Here is a 20,092-nt window from a genome sequence, read left to right on the forward strand (position 1 = left end):
ATCGAGTGAAAGGGGGACATGTTCAACATGTTCCCCTTTTTGTTTGATGAACCTGCTGCAAAGCGCGCTGCGCGAGACCCTACCCCGCGAAGCCGATCGACTCGACGAGCTCAGCCCGCTATGGGTCCGGCTCTATGAGGTGTGAAGTTCAGTGTGCCGATGCACGGTGGGCAGTGGGGGAAAAAGTAAAGACTTCACCGGGCAGGATAAATAATTGACCCCAGCTGGATGGGCAGACGCTGCCCGCATCCAGCGTGAGCGTGCCGGCACGACAGCGCCTGGGTGAAGAACCGTTAGCTCTGCTGTTTGGCCTGCTCAGCCAAGCCTGTAGCCGCAGCAAGCTGAGAACGAAGCACCAACCCTTGAAGGTACGGCGTGGTGTGGGCGGCCGCGTACACGCCCGAGAATTGCCAGCATCTGGGCAGTTCTAGCACCCAGCACAGGCCCTTGCCCTGGCCGCCGATCAGAGCCACCTGCCTGATGGACAGGCAAAGCCACGAACTGCACGATGCCCAACTCGGTGGCATGGACTGCGGGGAACTGAGCCTGGCCACCAAGCTGCAAGGAGAGGACCGCTCGCTCGCGCTGTTTGACCGGGCCTACTTCTCGGCCGCGTTCTTGCTGGGCTGGCAGGCCGCAGGCGAACAGCGTCACCGGTTGATGTGTGCCACGGAAAATCTGCACCACGAGCTCATTGAACAGCTCAGCCCCAGCGATACATTGATCCGCATGCCGTTGTCGCAGCGCACACGCCAGTTGCAAGCTGAGCTACAGAGCCAATGGCCGGTGCGGTTGATCGACGTCGCGGTGGGGGCTCGGCGGCGACGCTTCATCACCTCACTGCATGATCACCGCGCATATCCGGCCCGAGCACTGGCCGAGCGGCACCGTCAGTGCATTGAGATCGAGTTGGGGTTTCGGGAGATCAAGGGTAAGCGTTCCGAAAACAACACCCTCAGCGCGGCTGAAGACGGCATGGTGAGGGCGAAGCTACGCGGCGGCGGGCGCTGCATTCGGCTTGCCGATATCACTGGCGGGGTGCCAGTTGTGCGGCAGCAGCTGCGCTAGGTCGCGCTGCTTGAGCGTGGGCAGACGCTCGAACACATTCTTGAGATAAGCCTAGGGCTACGCTGAATAAGTCGAAAACGCCACCATTGAGCCCCAGTAAATCAATGACTTACGCGAGCCATTTCCACAAATCAGGCACTTGTTCAGCGCATCCCTAGGGATCGTGGCCATTGAGTTTTGCTGACTCGATCAGGCTCATAACCACGGCCACGCGCTCACCAGCCTGCTGCGAGCCCACAAAAAGCCAATGCTTGTGACCAATCCACAGCGTGCGGATCGCGTTTTCCGCCGCGTTGTTGTCAATGGGCACATGGCCGTCTTGCAGGTCGTGCGTGAGGGTCCGCCATTTGCTCGGCGAGTAATCGATCGCCTTGGCCGTCACGTGCGTGCGGGCCAGCTTCTGGCGTTGCGTCGTGAGTCAGCTGTGCAGGGCATCAGCCACCGGCCTGGCGCGTTGCTGGCGCAGCAGCAGTCTTTCCCGGGGTTCGAGCTCGCACGCCTCGCGCTCAATCTTGTTGCGCTTGGCGATCAGCGCCACCGCCTGAAATTCTTTACGCCGGCACTTGATCCAGGTACCGCTGTATCTGCTGTCGATCCATGTCCACCTCGTCTCGTTCATTGATTGGGAAGACCCGAGGTTCGTAGCTTCAAGGGCGCGAAGAAAGATGGGTTTTCGGAACGCTTACGGTGGAGTTGCATGTGCGGGTGGCGGGGCGCAAATCCTTCACGTAACTTGGGCGCCCAACTGCGGTTCCAGTGCTTGTCATGGGATGGCTGCGTCTGGGGTAGGAGCCACCGCATCTTTCTTTTGACTCGTGCAACAAAGTTGAGCTGGAGCCACATTCAGGGGCGCTCTGGTTGTTCACTGGCTCGCGCTTGGGTCGGTGTTGGCACTCAAGAGTGTTTCAGATTCAGTCGGCGTCAAGGATTGAAATTTCTGCATATTGCTAATAGCTTCCAGGAGGTCTCTTGCTACGGATTCGCTATTTGCCAATCCTTCAACTAGAGCAACTGCCGCGTGAAAATCCTTGCCATTTGGGAGAGCGTATTCGGTAGTTTCCACTTGAGGGCCAAGAACATCCATCAAATAGTACTTCGCGGAATCGGTATCGCCGTTGCGAATTCGGTTTGATAACTCTGTGCGGTATTCTTCGGCAACAGCCAGCAATTTTATGCAATCAGGGGTATTAAAGCTGGTCTGCAACTGTTGGCATTGAATTTTGAGTCCATGGTAAATTCTGGCTTCATTGAAGCTGCGGTTTTTAACTTGACTGACAGCCTCGTCTACATTTAGTGTCAGATTCGCTTCGATAATATCGACTTGCCCCATTAATTGAAATTCTAAGATCTCATCGTGTTTATCTGGTGCTTCATCGACCGCCGTCGTTGTGGAGCATAGGGGATTGTAATAACTTGCAAAAGGATTGATTTGAGCTTCGGAACACGTATTTTCAGTCGAGCCTATGTTATTCCATTGAGAATTAACTGATTGCAGGTTTCTTGACTGAAAACCAGCATGCTTCAGTGCAATCGGTGGTTCATGGTTAAATTCATCGATCCCACCACCATTTAAAAAAAATAGTGTGCAGAGTATGCCCGCTGCCAGTAAGGTGAATACAATTGAACGCATATTAAACGCCGTTACGGATGGCTTGGGGGATGGGATCGATGAATTATCAGCTTGGTGAGTTGCGTGCCGCACCGTCTGCGTCCCACAACCTGACGACACGCCTTTTCCGACGATTGCCTTTTTACGTGGGCTTCGTATAAATTACTTTTCCGAATTCATCGTCGAGCCAGGTTTTGGTTATGAGGTTCAGTACGAAGGATGTTTTGTTTTCCGTCAGGCAGCGTTGACCAAAACCGTTGCTTTTGCAGGTGCCTTTGTGGTAGGTGTTGTCAACGACCGAGACGCTTGCTAGTGCACCCATGCGGCCCGACGGTCTTAAGTCATTAAAGGTCGCACTGTCAAAGGTGAATGTTCCTTTGTACAGCTGATGATCGGCGGCTGTAACTGCCAGCAACTTGTAGTCTGGAGTTTTCGGATAGACGAAAGATACATTCCAAATGGCAACGCCGGCTTTTTTGGTTGCAGTGATTTTTTTCAGATAGTGTTTGAAGAGTCCAAACTCTTTATCGAGTTCCGTCGGTTTAAGGCGACGCAATTTATTCCCGTTGTGTCCTTTTTCTTTTTCATGCACTTCCAGGCTTTTGCACAATGCATTTGTGATCCAGGTGCTGGATAATGTCACAAGTCCACTGGTCATCAATGAAGCCATGTACCGTGCAGGTTGATCCCAGACGCCTAATCTAACCAGAGCCAAGTAAATCATGAACTCCAGCGCAGTCAGTAGATAAGAAGACAGCACCCTGGCTGCAAATGATGCGAAGGTTTCGCGCGTCATTGGCTTTGTCATCACCTTACCTTCTTTCAGGTAAGTTTCAAAGTTGTCGCTGGCCGCCTTCGCCCACATTGCACGTGAAATAAAATCACGCAGACGTGGTCCAGACCAACGGTAGCCGCCGTTGGGATTGAGTTCTCTGAAAATTAGAAACTTAAACTCGTCCGAAATATAGGTATCGAATGCATCTACTAACGGACCAAGCATCTCGTCATAAATGTAGTAAAGGCCTAATCCAATGGGATTTTGTCCATTGCCATCGGTTATCCAAAAGGTTGGTAATATGGGGGCTGCTGCTACGTTTGGGCTCACCGCAGCAACGCTGAGTGCCGTGGTTGTTGAAAGCCACTGCCGTCGACTCATGGATCCCAATGAAAGTGTTTTTTGATCTTGATTGATCAGCTTCATTGTTGGGCTTAAATGAAAAGGATGGGTTGTCATTTTTTTCCTCATTGGTGCTGTTGATTGCGTATTTCTAATGGGTTGTATTGTGATTTGCTGGTGATAACTTGGCCTTTTCTTTGATTAAATATTTTTAGCTCTGTGGAGTTGCATTGGTTGATTAATTTGTTGATATTAATTTCAGATGCCGCTGAAAAAAATTTTGGTTTTCAGGATTGGGAATTTAAAATCAAATTTTGATTTGATGAAATGTATTAAAATTGTAACTGTAAGAAAAACTTGTTCAAGGTGTTTTTGCAGTCGGTTTATCGTGATTTGTACTTAGTACGTTAGGGATGGGTGGCCGTGCGCTGTAGGTTTTTGCGCCATTCCGAATGGCCAGCGTGGTGTTGTGCCACGCTCCGATGTTTGATGTGTTCGCGCATTGGGATGTGAGACAAGAGCGTCTTCCAGATGTAAGCCATGTCCCGCGGCTTCGCCATATGGTCAAAGCCCACAACCCCAACGGTAAAATCTTGGCCATGGTTAATGCCGCAGCTGTCCTTACGCGACATCAGCCAGGCAAGCGAATGGCTGCGATGACAAGAAACCGATGCCTTCTGCCGCTCAGGCTCCTAGCGCCAAATAGAGCAGCTTGGTCAGCAGCTTCGCTGCTGGTGAATGGGACCCTGTGCTGGGTCAATTTTCTTAGGCTGGTATTCTCCGATGCGGTAACGTTACTGGGAGGGGACCTTTCGAATGCCGGCGGATAGTCAAAGAAGAAGAATCAAACTGCACCCGTGTCGGTGTCGGTGTCGGTGCCGGTGCCGGTGCCGGTGCAAGGAAAGCGCCAAAGGGCAAGTAGCCGGCAATGCTGGGCGGTGCGGAACTCAAGATGATTGCGTTGTTGTGTTCTATGCGCATCCCGAGCGAGTCCAATTTGAGTGGCGCTTTGCCGTGCGATTGGCAAACATTGCCGTCTCTACGCGGGCCGTGATGCAGCAGCTATTGGCCGCTTTGCGCAGTGCAATTCAGGGCTTGCGCCCGCAGCCACAACAGCAAGCCCGGCGGGCGCACCGGCTTGCTCGCGAAATGCCAACCTTGGGCTTGAATCTGTTGGCGTGTGGCACTTGTGATGTCACCGGTGAACACCGCCACCATCGGCTCAGGCATTTTCAGTGCTTGCATGTGCTCCTTGATCAGGCGTGCCGAGCTGAACGCGTCGTGCCCGCCGCCGAGCCGGTGGTCGGTGATCAGTACTTGGGGTGTGAAGCCCTCGCGAACCTGCTCGCAAGCCTGTTCGGGTGTGGCAACTGTGCGCACCTCAATCTGCCAGCTGTGCAGCAGGGTTTCGAAGGCCTCTCGCGCGTTTGGGTCATCGTCGACCAGCAGCACGCGCAGGCCGGTGACCTTGCCCTGTGCACGGTCCGGGTCAGCCTCGGCCGGTGAGTCCAGCCCCGTATGCGCCAGGGTGCTGCACCGCAGCGTCACTGAAAACACCGAACCCATGCCAGGCTTTGAGCGAAGCATCAGCTCTGCACCCATCAGGTGCGACATGCGCTGCGCCATCGACAGGCCCAGGCCTAGCCCTTGTTGACTCTTGCGCTGTTCGTTGGCTATCTGGAAAAATTCTTCAAACACATTCGCCTGCAGTGCGGGCGCGATACCAGGGCCGCTGTCGCGTACCTCAATGCGCCAGGCGCTGCAGCGGGCCCCGGGCCGGTTTGCGTGCAACTTACCTGCCGGCCGTACGGCGATCAAGACGGCGCCACTTTCGGTGTAGCGCAGGGCATTGCTTACCAGGTTGGCCAGCACGCGCCAGAGCAGGGCAGGATCTGCCATCACGCAGGCGTCCCGGTTGCAAGGCATGCGCGTGAACAGTGCGAGGTGCTTGGCTAGTGCAATTTCACGAAACGTGGCGTCGATGCGTTCGATCAAGGGACTGAGCGCTACGCTTTGTATTTCCAAGGGCACCTGGCCGGCGTCGAGCCGGGCCACGTCCAGTATCTCGTCGATGACGTCGGAGAAGTTCAACAGGCCGGCCTGCATTTTGTGCACCAAATTTTTGTGGTCAGGTTCTTTGGTGCGGCCCTCCAGGGCGGCGGCCAGAAGGCCAACAGCGTGCACCGGCTGGCGCAGGTCGTGGCTGGCGGCGGCCAGGAATCGGCTCTTGGTTTCGTTGGCCCTCTGCAGTTGCACGGTCTGTGTTTTGAGTTCGGCCACCAGATCGGTGTTCTCGTATTTCAGTTCGATGGCTTGTCGTACCACCTTGCTCAGGTGGCGCCCAAACACCAGCAGGTAGGCGCTCATGAGCAGCATGCCGGTGCCAACGTAAGCGTGGTGCAGATCCAGCTGCAGGTAGCAGCGCACGATAAAAGGCAGGTTGACAGTGAGCACGAACCATCGCATTACGCCTGGGTTGTAGGCGTGAACGCCCAGGCTCACCAGCGAGACTCCGCCCAGCGCGTGCGCCACCACCAGCTGCACCTCGGCCCGCTGTGCATCAAAGAACCAGAGCGCCGTAGCGCCCCAGTACAGGGCGAGAAAAAACGAGTCCGCTTCAAAACGCCTGGCCGAGATGCCGTTGTGCGCAGAGCGTGTCTGGGGCTGCGGCGCGTCGGTCCTGGGTGAAAAGAGCTTGAGCAGGCGCCGGTGGCGCTGCACCAGCAGCAGGCCGCACAGCCAGGCCAGTACAGCGCTCCAGGGGTACAGCGCGAGCAGCACAGCCGACAGAAGAAGCCCCACGGCGAGGTTGGAGCGGAACGACGAATCCAGTGCGACCTTGAGCGCCTTGATGCGGTCAAGTTCCATCAGCGCTTCGCGCCCGTCAATCCCGGTCGTGTCTGCAATTGTCATCGGGCGGTCCAGAGCAATGAAGGTGAAACGCGCCGACTGCCAGGGGCTCGCAGGCGCCTAGCGCAGGCGCAAAGCGAGTTGGGTGCGGTTGGTGACGCCGAGGCGCACAAACACGTCCTTGAGGTGGTTCTTGACTGTGCCCTCCTGCATCTCCAGCTCCAGGCCGATCTCGCGGTTGGTCAGTCCCAAGCAGACCAGGTGCACCACGGCGGCCTGCTTGGGGGTGAGTTTGGGCAGCGGTGTGGCAGTTTGGGGCGTTGGTTGCGTTGCCACGGCCGAACCGGTCCACTGTGTCTGGCCCGCCAGCGCAAGATCGATCGCCGTGCTTAGCTCGTTCGTGCCCCGGCTTTTGGATACCAGACCGAGCACATTGCTGCAGTGGCCAAATCTGGCCCTCAACTCGCCTTCCATGAGACCCGAAAACAGCAGCACGGGTAGGGCGCTGTGCTGCTCGCAGAACAACACAGTCCAGTTTGGACCATCTAGACCAGGCATGACGACATCGAGCAGAACCAACCCGATCCCGGACATGGTGGTCACGGCTTTCTGTAGCGAGACCTGGTCCCATGCTTCAAAAATATGCCGGTAGCCCAGCTGTGTGAGTTGGGCGGTCAAACCCAAACGGATCAGTGGATGGTCATCGGCGACAACGATCTTGATATCCATGGTGCTTGTCTCTTTGCTTGTTCTGGGGGGCAAACAACGTTCGGGCATGGATTGCTTTATGCCGTTAGCCGTGAAGCATGGCTTTGAAACACCGTCTGAATATTAAAAGTTAATTTTAAAACACTACACAAATGCAATTTTATTCTAAAAATAAATTAATAATAACTCAAAAACGAATATGTTTCGTATGCAGCTCTTCACTTAATCGTGCAAGGTTTTTGTCGGGGTTGGCCTTGCCTGTTGTTGGCGCGTTGCATGCCCAGCCTATTGATCCGGCCCTGTGAAGTCACTGCTTTTTTGACCAACCTTTCACTTTGCGACCCTGGAGGTGGTGGATTCAAATTTCACAGGGCCGGATCAATAACTGCCTGCTGCCATTGCTGTTGCCATTGCCACGTGAAAGCCCGTGCAGCGATTGCTGTGTCCATCGAAGTGAGAGCCGTTTTTGGTTGGTTTCTTGTGTGGGTAGGGGGTGCTGTCGGTGGCGCCGGGCCGGCTGAGGCCTCAAAGTGAAAGGGAAGGACTCAACGAGAGTGCACGAGAGAGGACACAAGGATGACAAAGGGAGGATGTCAATGGCAAGGCGTCAGCCGCGGTGTGCTGGGATGGCAGACCTTCTGTGGTCTGGCGAAAACGCCAGGCGGGTGCTGGACGAACAGCTGCGCCACCGATTGCGGGCGATTCAACCTAGGCACTGCAAAAGGCCCAACACGACTGACCGTGCATTGCAGGGGGTTGTTGGATGCATTGGACGATGTGGCCAGGAAGGTGGTGCTCAACACCGCCGCTGGTGGCGCAACAGTGACCGGCTCCCGAAGAGCACACCGATGATGGTGGACTTTGACCCGCCGGGCGTGCCCAAGCGGTCGTGGCTCAAGCGCTGGAACCGCTCGTTGCAGGCCCGCAAGCCGGGTGGTGTGGCAGGTAGCTGCGGTGTTGGGAGCCTCTACGCCGATGGGTCATTTCAAAGCCCGGTCAAGCCGCGCCAGCCCGGCCAGGTGTCGCGTGCAATGGCAAATTTGCGCGTGGCCTGGCTCCAGGATTCGCCCAAGCCCATGGCTTCACGAAATCCCTTTGCGTCGACCACCTGCGTGCCCCCGAGCAAGGTGACGCCGCGCTCGAACAGCGCGTCGGGCCAGAGCCCGGCCGAAGGGCCAATCACGGCGAAACGTGTCGCCTGGGGCGCGGCAGCGAGCATGTCGTCCAGCGTGTCGTTGAGCAGCATGGTGGAAGTACCGACCACCAGGTTGCACGGGGCCAGCATCGCCCGGTCCAGACCGATGTGGACGTCGGGGTAGCGCTCGCGCTGGCGAGCCACCATGGCCTGGTCCATCTCCACCACCGACAGACGGCCACCGGCCTCGGCCACGCGCCTGACGAGCGGTGGGAAAAATCCGATCATGCCCAGGTGGTCCTGGGGCGTGAGCCGAATGTCGCCCAGCGAGTTGCCGGCTGGCGGTGGTTCGTAGCCCACTTGGCGCCAGACCGAATCGGTGAGGGCGTTGATGGCGGCCAGCGCAAGGGCGCGCTGGACGGCGCTGCCATGCGGCAACGCCTGTGCCAGTGCCAATGGGTTGGCACCGGCCAGCGGCCGGGTGCCAGCGCCGTGGCTGGCCGAGAGTGCATTCAGCGTGTCGCCCAGCAGCACGTAAGAGAGGCCAAATGCGCCGTCTTCCAGCTCAATGGCACAGAATTCGGCATCGTGTTCACCGGGCGTGTCCGGGCGCTGCGGCACGTGCAGCTGGGCCACACGGGGCGGAGCAAAGCGCTGCGCCAGCAGGGTGAGTTGATCCAGCAACGACTGGGCAATGGTGTGTGTGGGCATGACGGCGCCATTGTCCCGCACGCTTGATCGCCCAGGGCGCCTGTCGTGCTGATGCTTGTGGCCACTGCGGTCCGATCAGCGCAGGGCCATGGGTTGGGTTGTGTTGCTGTGCTCAGTGTCTGCACCTGGCTCACCCACCAGCGCCATCGCCTGGCGTTCGGCGTCGTTGAGCACGTCCATGGACTCGGCGCTTGCGGGGTTGACGGTGATCACGCCCAGGCCCAACCGCGGCACGAACGCATGGTAGGCCTCTGCCTCGTCCATCACGGCCACGGCTTGTGTGGCCATGGACCTCAGGCGGGCCACCGTTTCGCTGGCCGGCGCGGCGTGTTTGTCGGTTGACAGCACCACCACGAAGCAACGCGGGTGGTAGAGCCCCACCACACAGCGAAACCCCGCCGCGCGGCGAATGCGGGCGGCCATGGTGGCCAGAATCTGGTGCTCGGCGCCATGGCCGGAGGGCTCGGCCATTTCGTACAGGTTGCTGAGGTAGAGGCACACCACCGTGCACTCGCCTTGGCGGCGTGCCGTGCGCCAAAACACGTGTTCCACCTGCGAAAGCAAGGCCGAACCCGTGATCAGGCCCGTGGCGGGCTCTGCTCCAGCTTGCAGGCGCGAGAGGCGGGCAAGCTGCCGGTTTTTCTGGTTTCGCACCAGCACCAGCACCGTGGACACCAGGAAAAACGCGACCGTGAACACGGCTGTGAGCACCCAGGTGAACAGACCAAAGCCGGGCACCTGCAGGCCACGCAGGTAAATGCCGCACACCGTGGCCGCCAGGCAGGCCACGGCCAGCCCCATCCAGCGCGCCAGCGGGTCGCCCAGCTGGGCCGCGCGCCACACCGCCAGCGCCGCCAGCAGCACCGGCACCATGTTGACCACCGCAGCCACCCGCAGCAGCGAAACGAAATGGGCTGCTGCTGTCTGGCTGGCCACCACGGCCAGCACCAACGCGGCCAGACACACCAGCGCACCGCCCCAGGCCGTGAGCCGGTGCACCAGGGCGTCTTCACGCACACCGCCCAACCAGTTGCCCAAAAAGTACAAGGCCATGGCGCCCGCCAAGGGGCCCAGGCTGGCTTTCAGCACCAGCAGCAAGTGCGCCGGCAGGTCCGGGAAGAGCACCTCGGGCAGACCTGTGACCAAGACACAGCTGGCCCCCGTGACCAGCACAAACCACAGGTTGCGCACCGAGCCTACGGTGCGGTTTACAAGGGCATCCACCAACGACAGAGCCAGCAGCGTCAGCAAGCCGCCCAACATGGCCGACCAGACCGCGAGTTCAGAAATAAGCATGCGGCGATTATGGTTGGGCTAATGCAACGTACTTGAGGCGTAAATCACATGCAGAGCAGGTGGTTTGCATCCAAATGTTGCAAGCGGGTGGTGCGTGCCCAAAGACGCGGGAACACAGCACCAGGCATGCCGGCCTATCATGGCCGCATGTGGACACAACGCCCCTGGCGAGCCCTGCGCAGCCAACCGATCCTGGTTCAGGTGATCTGGGCGGTGCTGCTGGTCGAATGCTGCGTGGCGCTGTGGGAACGGCAGTGGCCCCTGGCCGGTGTGGCCGCCGCCACTTTTTTGCTCACGCTGGTGCCCTTGCTGCTGGTCAAGCGCATGGACATTCGATTGCCCACGCCTTTTCTGGTGGGCATCACGTTTTTTGTTTTTGCCACCATTTTTCTGGGCGAGGCGTTTGACTTCTACAACCGCTACTGGTGGTGGGACATGGTGCTGCACGCCGGCTCGGCCATGGCGTTTGGTTTGCTCGGCTTCCTGTTTGTGTTCATGCTGTTTGAGGGTGACCGCTACGCTGCGCCTGCCTGGGCTTTGGCGCTCATTGCTTTCAGCTTTGCCATCACCATCGGCGCTCTATGGGAAATTTTTGAGTTCGGCATGGACCAGATTTTTGGCATGAACATGCAGAAGTCCGGCTTGGTGGACACCATGTTTGACCTGATCGTGGATGTGATCGGCGCCAGCGTGGGTGCGCTGGCGGGGTACCTGTACCTTACGGGGCGCAACATGGGTGGTTTCACCGGTGTGCTGCACGACTTTGTGGACCGCAACCGCAAGCACTTTGGCAAGCGCGACCGCTGAGGTCTGCGCGGGCTGCCAGGCTCACGGCACAGCCACGCCCAGGCGCCACAACGAAGTGACTTCGGCTGCACGCGCGCTGTGCAGGGGGTCGCTGGCGTTGCTCGCTTTGCTGTGGCGCGGTTTGGCGTCCAGCCGGCCCAGCACCACCAGGCCCGCTTGCTCCACCCAGTCCATCAGCTCGGCGCGGCTGCGCAGGCCCAGGTGCTCGGCCAGGTCGGACAAGATGAGCCAGCCCTCGCCGCCAGGCGCCAGGTGCTCGGCCAGACCGTTCAAATAACCCTTCAGCATGCGGCTGCCTTCGTCGTACACCGCGTGCTCCACCGGCGAGCTGGCGCGGGCCGGTAGCCACGGCGGGTTGCACACCACCAGCAAGGCCTGGCCGGGTGGAAACAGGTCGGTTTGCAGCAGCGTCACGCGCTCGCTCACGCCCAGTTGCGCCAGGTTTTCCTGGGCGCAGGCCAGAGCACGCGGGTCCAGGTCGGTGGCGGTGATCGGGCCAACGCCACGCCGCGCCAGCACGGCCGACAGCACACCCGTGCCGGTGCCAATGTCAAACACCGGCAGGGCGGCGCCCTCGGGTGCCACGGGCAGCGGCGCCTTCGCGACCAGGTCAATGTATTCCCCCCGTGCTGGCGAAAACACGCCGTAGTGCGGGAACACGCGGTTGTGGGGCGGTGCGCCCAGGGCGGGCACTTCCACCCCCACACGGCGCCATTCCTGGGCGCTGGTCAGCCCCAGCAGTTCGCGCAAAGAGGCCACCGAGTCGCCACCTTCTGCCGTCGGTGGTCCCCAGGCGTGGGTACAGGCCAGTTGCACGTCGGGCGCGCGGCGCAGGGTGAGCGTGTGGTCGGGCTCAAAGCGCAACAGCACCATGCCCAAAATGCGCGCCCGCTGCGCCTGCGCTTGGCGGTGCTTGTGAAACGCTTCGGCGCCGGCTGGCGCGTTGCTGTTGTCCGGTGCAGGTTTGGCGGCTTTGCGTTGTTTGCGGGCGGGTGTGGCGTCGCAGCGGCGTGCCATGGCCTGCAACAGCTGTCGGGCATTGTGAAAGTCGCCACACCACAGCATGGCGGTGCCGGCGCAGGCCAGCCGGTACGCCGCGTCGGCGGTGGTGGTGTCGTCGGCCGTCACCACCCGCTGCGGGGCCGGGGCACCGCGTTCCGAACGCCAGCGCGCCGAAGCCGCCCTGCCGTCGGGCGTGGTCCAGTGAATCTGGGGGAAGGCGGCAGGCAGGCTGGGCGATTCAACGCACGCAGGAGCGGGGAGCAGCGGCATGGTGAGCGGCCAGAGTGGAAACCGAGATTGTCCACCATCGCCTTGTAAACACGCTTGAGCCACCCATTCAAAGAATGCCCGCCGCAGGCTCCCGGCCCCGGTGCTGCCCGCGCTGCGCATACATTCAACGCATGCGCCCTTGCACCTCAACCTGTTTCTTCCTCACCGGCAAGGCCGCATGAACCACGCTGTTTCGCGTTTGCGCCGCGAGCGCCTGGCCGCCAGCACCAAGCCCTTTCTGGCCCGTGGCTCGGGCGGGGGCCGGTGCCCCAGCTGCCGCCTGGCCGCCAGCCACTGCGTGTGCGTGCTGCGCCCGCAGGTGGCGGTGCGGGCGGGCGTGTGTCTCATCATGGGCGACATTGAAGCGCTCAAGCCCAGCAACACCGGCTGGCTCATCGCCGATCTGGTGGCCGACACCTTTGCCTTCGGCTGGTCGCGCACCGCGGTAGACCCCGCGCTCACCGCGCTGCTGGCCGACCCGCAATGGCAGCCCTATCTGGTGTTTCCCGGGGAATATGTCGAGCCACAGCGCGTGGTGACCCACCTGGACGAACAGCCCAATGCGCAAGAGGCATCGCGAGTGCCCAAGCGCCCGCTCTTTGTGTTGCTGGACGGCACCTGGTCTGAAGCGCGCAAGATGTTTCGCAAAAGCCCCTACCTGGACGCCTTGCCCGTGCTCAGCCTGCACCCAGGCCAAGCATCCAGCTACCGCTTGCGCCGGTCGTCGCGCGAAGACCAGTTTTGCACCGCCGAAGTGGCCGCCCTGTGTCTGGCCATGGCCGGCGAAGTGCCGGCGGCCCACACGCTCACCGCCTGGCTCGACGTGTTCAGCGCCCACTACCTCAGCGCCAAGCGCAACCTGCCGCTGGACCGGGCGAGCGAGGCCCACCAGCGTTTGCAGGCGCTGGCGGCTGGGCCGGCCTGAGCGCCAGCGCGAACACTCAGCCCGGTACTTCGGCTTCCACCAGCAGCGCCAGCAGTTGCAGCGACTGCTGCCAGCCCAGGTAGCAGGCCTCCACCGGGATCATGGCGGGAATGCCTTCTTGCACCGCTGTCAGCTCGGTGCCGATGGACACCGCTTTGAGCGTGACCGTGGTGCGCATTTCGCCGGGCAGGTTGGTGTCGTCAAACACATCGGTATTCACAATGCGCTCGTTGGGCACCAGCTCCAGGTAGATGCCGCCAAATGCATGGCTCTGGCCATTGCCCAGGTGGGTGAATTGCATGCGGTAGCGCCCGCCCACCCGCGCATCCATTTCCAGCACCCGGCCGGTAAAGCCGTGTGGCGGGAGCCACTTGGCCATGGCGTCCGGGTCCAGAAAGGCGCGGTAAATGCGATCGGGCGGGGCGGTAAAAACGCGGTGCAGCGTGACGGTGCCGGTTGTCATGGTGGGGCCTCTCAGGGGACTCAGCGGGAACACATCATGGCGCAGTCGGTGGGGCCGTGTCCACCCGCGCCACGGCCTCCACCTCAATCGCGCCCTCAAACAAATCCATGGCGGTGGCCGCCACCTTCGCTGTGTCCATGTAAGCGTAGGCACCCACGCCCACCGCACCCACGATCGGCAGCCAGCGGGCCATGCTTTTGCCCAGCGTGCGCTGCGCCAGTTTCGCGCCCACGCGGCGTGAAATGGCGCCCACCAGCCGGGGCGATGCGCGGCGCACCAGCGTGCGCTGGCCCACGCGCACCACCAGGTCGCGCACGCCCTGCGCGGCGGTGTGTTGAAACAGGCAATACACCACCTGCTCGGGGGTCAGCGTGGCCTGTTTGCCATACAGCGCGGCCAGGTCGGCCACCAGCTGGCGCTGGATCTTCCACACGCCCACCATCTCGGGCAGCAGCGTGAGCCAGCCCAGCGGGCCCGGTGGCAGCGCCAAAGCGCCGGCGGCCAGCGCCGCTTTGGCCGCGGCCGCTTGCGCTTTTTTGCGCGCGTCGATCGCGGGTGTCAGGCTCACGCGCTCTTTGGACGCGGGGATTTTTGCCATGAACGGCAAAAGCGCCTGTGCAAAGGCATTGCCCGCGGTGGATTGCGTGGCGGCTTGGGTTGGTTCTTTCGGCCTGCGTGGCATGGTGGCTCCATGGGGCTGCCTCATCGGCGGTTCAGTCTACCGCCCAAACTGCACGCTCAGCAGGGCCGGTGGCGCCCGGTTTGCTCATAATCCCTGGCATGTCAGGCAGCCTGGCGCTGCCGAAGTTTCCCACCAGCCTTTGCCCCATGACCGCAACAACCGCTTACCCCATTGGCACCCCCGGCCAGGCCTGGAACCCCGCCGACGTGGCCGCCTGGCGCACCCGCCAAGTGCCCCAGCGCAGTTACGCTGACGACGTGTTGTGTGCGCTCCAGCTGCTGCGCCCGCGTTTTGAGGTGTTGCCTTATGGCGAAGTGGTGTACGGCGATGAGCGCTACCCGCTGTTTGCCGTCTGCCCCGAACCCTGGCTGGCGGGCTTGCCCGGCGTGCTGGTCACGGGCGGTGTGCACGGGTACGAGACCAGTGGCGTGCACGGTGCGCTGCAGTTTCTGGCGCAGCACGCCCAAGCCTATGCGGGCCGGGTCAACCTGCTGGTGGCGCCCTGCGTGAGCCCGTGGGCCTACGAGCGCATCCACCGATGGAACTTTGACGCCGTGGACCCCAACCGGTCCTTCAAAGACCCCAGCCCGGCCCAGGAAGCCGCCGCGTTGATGCGCTTGGTGCAGCCGCTGCGCGGCCAGTTTGCCGCCCACATGGACCTGCACGAAACCACCGACACCGACGAGAGCGAGTACCGCCCCGCCAAGGCGGCGCGCGACGGCGAGCCCTTTGTGCCCGGCACCATCCCCGACGGTTTCTACCTGGTGGACGACACCGACAACCCGCAGCCCGCGTTTCAGCAGGCCATCATCAGCGCGGTCGAGCGCGTCACCCACATTGCGCCCACCGACGACCAAGGCGAAATCATTGGCTCGCCCGCCGTGGACCGGGGCGTGATCCGCTACGCGCTGCGCGAGCTGGGCCTGTGCGCCAGCATCACCGGCGCGCGCTTCACCACCACCACCGAGGTCTACCCCGACAGCCCGCGTGCCACCCCTGCGCAGTGCAACACCGCCCAGGCCACCGCCGTGTGCGCCGCGCTCGACTACGTGCTCGCGCAGCCCTGAAGCCAGGCCCACCAACTGCGCCGCATGTGCACCAACTTTCGCCCACCCAACAGCCGCGTCGTGCAAGACATGGTGGCAGGCGGCGCGCCCATGCCCAGCGAAGACTGGCCAAGCGAAACCTTTCCCGGCTACGCGGCGCCCATCGTCACCCGGGGCGCGAGCGGGCAGGGCACCGCGCCCTGGGTGTGCTCGGTGGCGCGTTTTGGGCTGGTGCCACGCTGGAGCCGCAACACCCAGCAGGGCAACGAACTGAGCCGCCGCACCTACAACGCTCGCAGCGAAACCGTGGCGCAAAAGCCCAGCTACCGCGCGCCGTGGCGCGAGCGGCAATACGCGCTCGTGCCTATGCTGTCCTTTTTTGAACCCTGCTGGGAAAGCGGGCGCGCGCTGCGCTGGCGCATCGCACCGGCCAGCGGGGAGCCCTTTGCCGTGGCCGGCCTCTACGAACGCTTCACCGACCCCGGTACCGGCGAAAGCCTGCACAGCTTCACCCTGCTCACCGTCAACGCCGACCACCACCCGCTCATGCGCCGCATGCACCGCCCTGGTGACGAAAAGCGCACGCTGGTGATCGTGCCCCCCGAGCACCACGCCCAATGGCTGCATGCCACGCCCGAACAGGCCGCGCGGCTGCTGCTTCACCCTTGGGACGTGCCCCTGTGCGGTGAACCCGAGCCCCGCTCGGTGCAGCCCACCAGCGTGCGGCCTGCGCCTGTGCAGGGTGCACTGGATTTTTGAGTTGCCGATGCCCACCACCCCAGCCCGTCGCGCACCCGGTGCACCACCGAAAACCCCGCTCAGGCCGCGTGTGCTGCTCACCGGGTTTGACGCCTTCGGTGGCGCCACGCTGAACCCCAGCGGGCTCGCGGTGCAGGCGCTGCATGGCCGTCAGGTGCTGGGCCACACGGTGGTGGCGGCGCAGTTGCCCACTGTGTTTGGGGCCTCGCTGCGCGCATTGCAGGCGCTGCTGGACCAACACCAGCCGGCGCTGGTGCTGTGCGTGGGACAAGCCGGTGGGCGTGGCGCCATGTCGCTGGAGCGCGTCGCCATCAATGTGGACGACGCACCCATCCCCGACAACACGGGCGCCCAGCCCATTGACGCACCGGTGGTGCCCGGTGGTCCGGTCGCTTACCTCAGCACCCTGCCCATCAAGGCCATGCTGGGTGCGCTGCAGCGCGAAGGGCTGCGGGCCGAGGTGTCGCAAACCGCCGGCACCTTTGTGTGCAACCACGTTTTTTACGGCCTCATGCACGCGCTGGCCACCCAGCCCGCGCTGCGCCACGCGCGCGGTGGCTTTGTGCATGTGCCCTGGCTGCCCGAGCAAGGCAGCCCACACATGGCGTTGGCCGACGTGGTGCAGGGCCTGCGGGTGGCGCTGCGCTGTGCGCTGGTCAACCCGCCGTACACGGGCCAGCCAGGGGCGGGCGCCACGCATTGAGCGTCTTTGGCGACCGCTCAGAGGGCCGACGCGTATCTTTCAAACGGGCGGTTGGCGCGCTTCGGGGCTGCTCTCGGGCTTGTCGCCTTCACAGCCCCCGGCCCGGTTCAGCTGGCCAGCACCGTGCCGTCTTTGGCTCGGTCGCGTGCCAGCGCCTCACGCACGCTCATGCGGCGGAAGAACACCGTCACGATGCTGGACGTGATCACGATGAACAGCGAGTACAGCACCGGAATCAGCAGCACCTCTTGCTGCATGGGACCGGTAAAGGTCAGCGTCACGATCAGCACCGCCAGCGGGCCGTTTTGAATGCCCGTCTCCATCGCAATGGTGCGGCTGCGGTTGGGGTCTTGCTTGAGCAGGCGGGCCAACAGGTAGCCCATGCCCATGCCGAAGATGCCCAGGCCAATGGCCGCGAAGAACACGTACCACGGCGTACTGGCCAGCAGCGTGTGGTTGCGCGGAATCCAGGTGAACACCAGGAACAGAATCACCGCCACCCCCAGCATGCCGCCCAGCAGTTCGATGGTGGCCCCGATGTTGGGGTTGAGCTTGCGCAGCACCATGCCGATGACGGTGGGCACCAGCAGCACAAACAGCACCTGCGCCACATTGCCCGCTGGAATTTTGAAGTCACCGCTCAGCCCGGCCAGCTGCGAATAAAACTCCAGCAGCGCGGGCACCATGCCCAGCGCCACCAGGGAAGACACCGACGTCATCATGATGGAGAGCGCCAGCACCGCCTTGCTGAAGTAGGTGAAGATGTTGGACGTGGTGCCGCCCGGCATGCAGGCCATGAGGATCAGGCCCACCGTGAGGCCTGGCGACAGGTCCAGCGCCTGCGCCAGCAAAAAGCCCAGCAGCGGCATGATGCCGTACTGGCACAGCAGGCCCACCAGCACGCCCTTGGGCTTGCGAAAGGCAATGCGGAAGTCGCGCCAGGTGAGCGACGCGCCCATGCCGAGCATGATGACGATCATCATGATGCCCAGCAGCTTGGTCTCGAATTCAGAGATCATGTTGAAGTTCTCTTGTTAGGGTGAAGGGGTGAAGCTCAACCGCGGTTCAGTTCTTGGGCCACGTCCTGGCGCAGGTCTTTGCGCAGCACCTTGCCAATGGGGCTCTTGGGCAGGTCGTCGCGCACCACCACCAGCCGGGGCACCTTGTACGCCGCCAAGTGCTGTTTGCAGTGGGCGATCACGTCGGCCGGCATCACCTCTTGGGTGTGCTCGGGGTTTTGCACCACATAGGCCCGCACCGCCTCGCCCGTCTTTTCATCGGGCACGCCAATCACAGCCACTTCCAGCACATGCTCCATATCGGCGATCACGTCCTCCACCTCGTTGGGGTACACGTTGAAGCCCGACACCAGAATCATGTCTTTCTTGCGGTCCACGATGCGCATGAACCCGGTCTCGTCCATCACCGCCACGTCGCCGGTGGCAAACCAGCCGTTGTTCATCACCTGGGCGGTTTCTTTTTCGGCGTTCCAGTAGCCCCGCATCACCTGCGGGCCTCGCACCCGGATTTCGCCCGGTGTGCCGGGTGCCACGTCCTGCCCATCGTCGTTCACCAGGCGCACATCGGTGCCCGGCGCCGGAATGCCGATGCTGCCGTCGCGCGGCGTGCCGGTCAGCGGGTTGAAGCTCACCACCGGTGCGGTTTCGGTCAACCCGTAACCCTCGGCAATGGGGGTTTTGGTCAACTCGCGCCAGCGCTGCGCCACTGCGGTGTGCAGCGCCGTGCCACCCGAAATGGAGGCCTTGAGCGTTTTCGGCGGGAAGGCCACAAACCACTCTTCGTTCAGCAAGCCGTTGAAGAGTGTGTTGACGCCTGTCATCCAGGTGATGGGGAAGTTTTCCATCGCCCGCTGCAGGTTTTGCACCGGGCGCGGGTTGGGGATCAGCACGTTGTGCCCGCCAATGGCCAGGAAGCCCAGCAGGTTGGTCGTAAACGCGAAGATGTGGTACAGCGGCAGGGCTGTGAGCACGCACTCTTGCCCCGGCGCCATGTGGCTCTGGCCCATGGCGCGGGTCTGCTGGATGTTGTTCAGCAGGTTGCCGTGCGTCAGCATGGCGCCCTTGCTCACGCCGGTGGTGCCACCGGTGTATTGCAGCAAGGCCAGGTCGTCTCGGCCCACGTCTTGCCAATAAGTGCGCGCCGGTGTGTTGGCCAGCGTGGCGCGGCCCTGGGCCAGCGCGTCTTTCAGGCGCACATGGGGCGCCGTCACCGGCGGCAGCACGCGGTTCCAGTAGCGCTGCACGCCGCGCACAATGGCGCCTGCAATGGCTGGGAAAAATTCTGAAACCGACGCCAGCACCACCTGCTGGATGCCCGTTTTGGCCAGCACACCCGGCAGCTTGTCGGCAAACATGTCCACCATCACCAGCACCTGCACGCCGGCGTTGTTGAACTGGTGCACCATTTCTGTTTCGGTGTAGAGCGGGTTGGTGTTCACCAGCACGCAACCGGCCTTGAACACGCCCAGCGCCGCCACCGGGTAGCCCAGGCTGTTGGGCAGTTGCACTGCCACACGCGCGCCGGCTTCCAGCTTCAACACCGCCCGCAAGTAGCCTGCGAAAGCGTCGGACAGCTCGTCCACTTGCGCAAAGCTCAGCCGGCCGTTCATGCCGTTGGGCACCACGCAGCTGAAAGCGGCCTTCACCTGGCTTTCCGTTTGCCACTTCTTGCAGCTCTCAAAGGCCAGCTCGGCCAGATTGCGGTGGGGCAAAGGCGCCAGTTCAGCGGCAATGCCGACCTGCTGGTACGACGTGTGCCAGGGGCGTGCAGTGGAATCGGTCATGGGCGGTTGCGAAAGAAGTTAAATAAAAGAACGGTCGTTCGATTTTTGCTGCGCCGATCTTAGTCGGTCAAAGCCATTTTTTGAGGGGGCCAACCCCTTCGGGCGTGAGGGTATACGCTGGGTTGGTGTGGGGCCGTG

The 20,092-nt window shown here is 61.9% G+C and carries 18 protein-coding genes and 1 pseudogene; 6 read left to right on the plus strand and 13 right to left on the minus strand.

Annotated features, from left to right (window positions below; all coding sequences use genetic code 11):
- The first annotated feature begins 447 nt into the window (after window positions 1-447).
- Complete coding sequence (locus ACTG4K_RS12015) at window positions 448-1,068, plus strand: hypothetical protein (RefSeq protein ID WP_439114447.1); 621 nt, start codon at window positions 448-450, stop codon at window positions 1,066-1,068.
- A 154-nt stretch (window positions 1,069-1,222) separates the two neighbouring features.
- On the opposite strand, the pseudogene ACTG4K_RS12020 reads toward ACTG4K_RS12015, so the two are convergent.
- From ACTG4K_RS12020 to ACTG4K_RS12055, 8 genes and pseudogenes are all read right to left on the minus strand, one after another.
- Window positions 1,223-1,468: pseudogene (locus ACTG4K_RS12020) on the minus strand (IS66 family transposase); the annotation flags it as partial.
- A gap of 18 nt (window positions 1,469-1,486) precedes the next feature.
- Window positions 1,487-1,687, minus strand: a complete 201-nt coding sequence (locus ACTG4K_RS12025; protein WP_439114448.1) for a hypothetical protein — start codon at window positions 1,685-1,687, stop codon at window positions 1,487-1,489.
- A 243-nt stretch (window positions 1,688-1,930) separates the two neighbouring features.
- The gene (locus tag ACTG4K_RS12030) at window positions 1,931-2,698 is read right to left on the minus strand and encodes a hypothetical protein (protein WP_439114449.1); all 768 of its coding nucleotides are present in this window, start codon (window positions 2,696-2,698) and stop codon (window positions 1,931-1,933) included.
- 121 nt (window positions 2,699-2,819) lie between these two features.
- The gene (locus tag ACTG4K_RS12035; protein WP_439114450.1) at window positions 2,820-3,878 is read right to left on the minus strand and encodes a hypothetical protein; all 1,059 of its coding nucleotides are present in this window, start codon (window positions 3,876-3,878) and stop codon (window positions 2,820-2,822) included.
- Window positions 3,879-4,856: 978 nt separating this feature from the next.
- The gene (locus tag ACTG4K_RS12040; protein ID WP_439114451.1) at window positions 4,857-6,707 is read right to left on the minus strand and encodes an ATP-binding response regulator; all 1,851 of its coding nucleotides are present in this window, start codon (window positions 6,705-6,707) and stop codon (window positions 4,857-4,859) included.
- Between the two features lie 57 nt (window positions 6,708-6,764).
- The gene (locus tag ACTG4K_RS12045) at window positions 6,765-7,373 is read right to left on the minus strand and encodes a response regulator transcription factor (protein WP_439114452.1); all 609 of its coding nucleotides are present in this window, start codon (window positions 7,371-7,373) and stop codon (window positions 6,765-6,767) included.
- Window positions 7,374-8,337: 964 nt separating this feature from the next.
- Entirely contained in the window at window positions 8,338-9,198 is an 861-nt protein-coding gene (locus ACTG4K_RS12050) for a Rossmann-like domain-containing protein (protein ID WP_439114453.1), read from the minus strand.
- Between the two features lie 75 nt (window positions 9,199-9,273).
- Window positions 9,274-10,494 (minus strand): hypothetical protein, encoded by a 1,221-nt coding sequence (locus ACTG4K_RS12055; RefSeq protein ID WP_439114454.1) that lies wholly within the window; start codon window positions 10,492-10,494, stop codon window positions 9,274-9,276.
- Between the two features lie 147 nt (window positions 10,495-10,641).
- On the opposite strand from ACTG4K_RS12055, the gene ACTG4K_RS12060 reads away from it, so the two are divergent.
- Entirely contained in the window at window positions 10,642-11,301 is a 660-nt protein-coding gene (locus ACTG4K_RS12060; protein WP_439114455.1) for a hypothetical protein, read from the plus strand.
- A gap of 21 nt (window positions 11,302-11,322) precedes the next feature.
- Here the strand turns inward: ACTG4K_RS12060 and ACTG4K_RS12065 are convergent, their stop codons facing one another.
- A complete protein-coding gene (locus tag ACTG4K_RS12065) occupies window positions 11,323-12,573 on the minus strand; it encodes a methyltransferase (protein WP_439114456.1) in 1,251 nt (416 codons plus the stop codon).
- 178 nt (window positions 12,574-12,751) lie between these two features.
- Between ACTG4K_RS12065 and ACTG4K_RS12070 the strand changes: the two genes are divergently transcribed.
- Complete coding sequence (locus tag ACTG4K_RS12070; RefSeq protein ID WP_439114457.1) at window positions 12,752-13,498, plus strand: tRNA-uridine aminocarboxypropyltransferase; 747 nt, start codon at window positions 12,752-12,754, stop codon at window positions 13,496-13,498.
- A 16-nt stretch (window positions 13,499-13,514) separates the two neighbouring features.
- Here the strand turns inward: ACTG4K_RS12070 and ACTG4K_RS12075 are convergent, their stop codons facing one another.
- Window positions 13,515-13,961, minus strand: a complete 447-nt coding sequence (locus ACTG4K_RS12075) for an SRPBCC family protein (RefSeq protein WP_439114458.1) — start codon at window positions 13,959-13,961, stop codon at window positions 13,515-13,517.
- Window positions 13,962-13,995: 34 nt separating this feature from the next.
- Entirely contained in the window at window positions 13,996-14,559 is a 564-nt protein-coding gene (locus ACTG4K_RS12080) for a hypothetical protein (RefSeq protein ID WP_439114459.1), read from the minus strand.
- Between the two features lie 230 nt (window positions 14,560-14,789).
- On the opposite strand from ACTG4K_RS12080, the gene ACTG4K_RS12085 reads away from it, so the two are divergent.
- Genes ACTG4K_RS12085 through pcp form a run of 3 tightly spaced genes read left to right on the plus strand, consistent with a single transcriptional unit; the run spans window position 14,790 to window position 17,151 of the window.
- Window positions 14,790-15,710 carry a M14 family metallopeptidase gene (locus ACTG4K_RS12085; protein ID WP_439114460.1) on the plus strand — a complete coding sequence of 307 codons (921 nt, stop codon included), beginning with the start codon at window positions 14,790-14,792 and terminating at the stop codon, window positions 15,708-15,710.
- Window positions 15,711-15,734: 24 nt separating this feature from the next.
- Window positions 15,735-16,448 (plus strand): SOS response-associated peptidase, encoded by a 714-nt coding sequence (locus ACTG4K_RS12090; protein WP_439114461.1) that lies wholly within the window; start codon window positions 15,735-15,737, stop codon window positions 16,446-16,448.
- Window positions 16,449-16,455: 7 nt separating this feature from the next.
- Window positions 16,456-17,151 carry a pyroglutamyl-peptidase I gene (gene pcp / locus ACTG4K_RS12095; RefSeq protein ID WP_439114462.1) on the plus strand — a complete coding sequence of 232 codons (696 nt, stop codon included), beginning with the start codon at window positions 16,456-16,458 and terminating at the stop codon, window positions 17,149-17,151.
- Window positions 17,152-17,258: 107 nt separating this feature from the next.
- Here the strand turns inward: pcp and ACTG4K_RS12100 are convergent, their stop codons facing one another.
- A complete protein-coding gene (locus ACTG4K_RS12100; protein WP_439114463.1) occupies window positions 17,259-18,170 on the minus strand; it encodes a bile acid:sodium symporter family protein in 912 nt (303 codons plus the stop codon).
- Between the two features lie 35 nt (window positions 18,171-18,205).
- A complete protein-coding gene (locus tag ACTG4K_RS12105; RefSeq protein ID WP_439114464.1) occupies window positions 18,206-19,954 on the minus strand; it encodes an AMP-binding protein in 1,749 nt (582 codons plus the stop codon).
- Window positions 19,955-20,092 lie beyond the last annotated feature (138 nt).

The sequence above is a fragment of the Hydrogenophaga sp. genome (assembly GCF_965657535.1).
Classification (GTDB): Bacteria; Pseudomonadota; Gammaproteobacteria; order Burkholderiales; family Burkholderiaceae_C; genus Hydrogenophaga.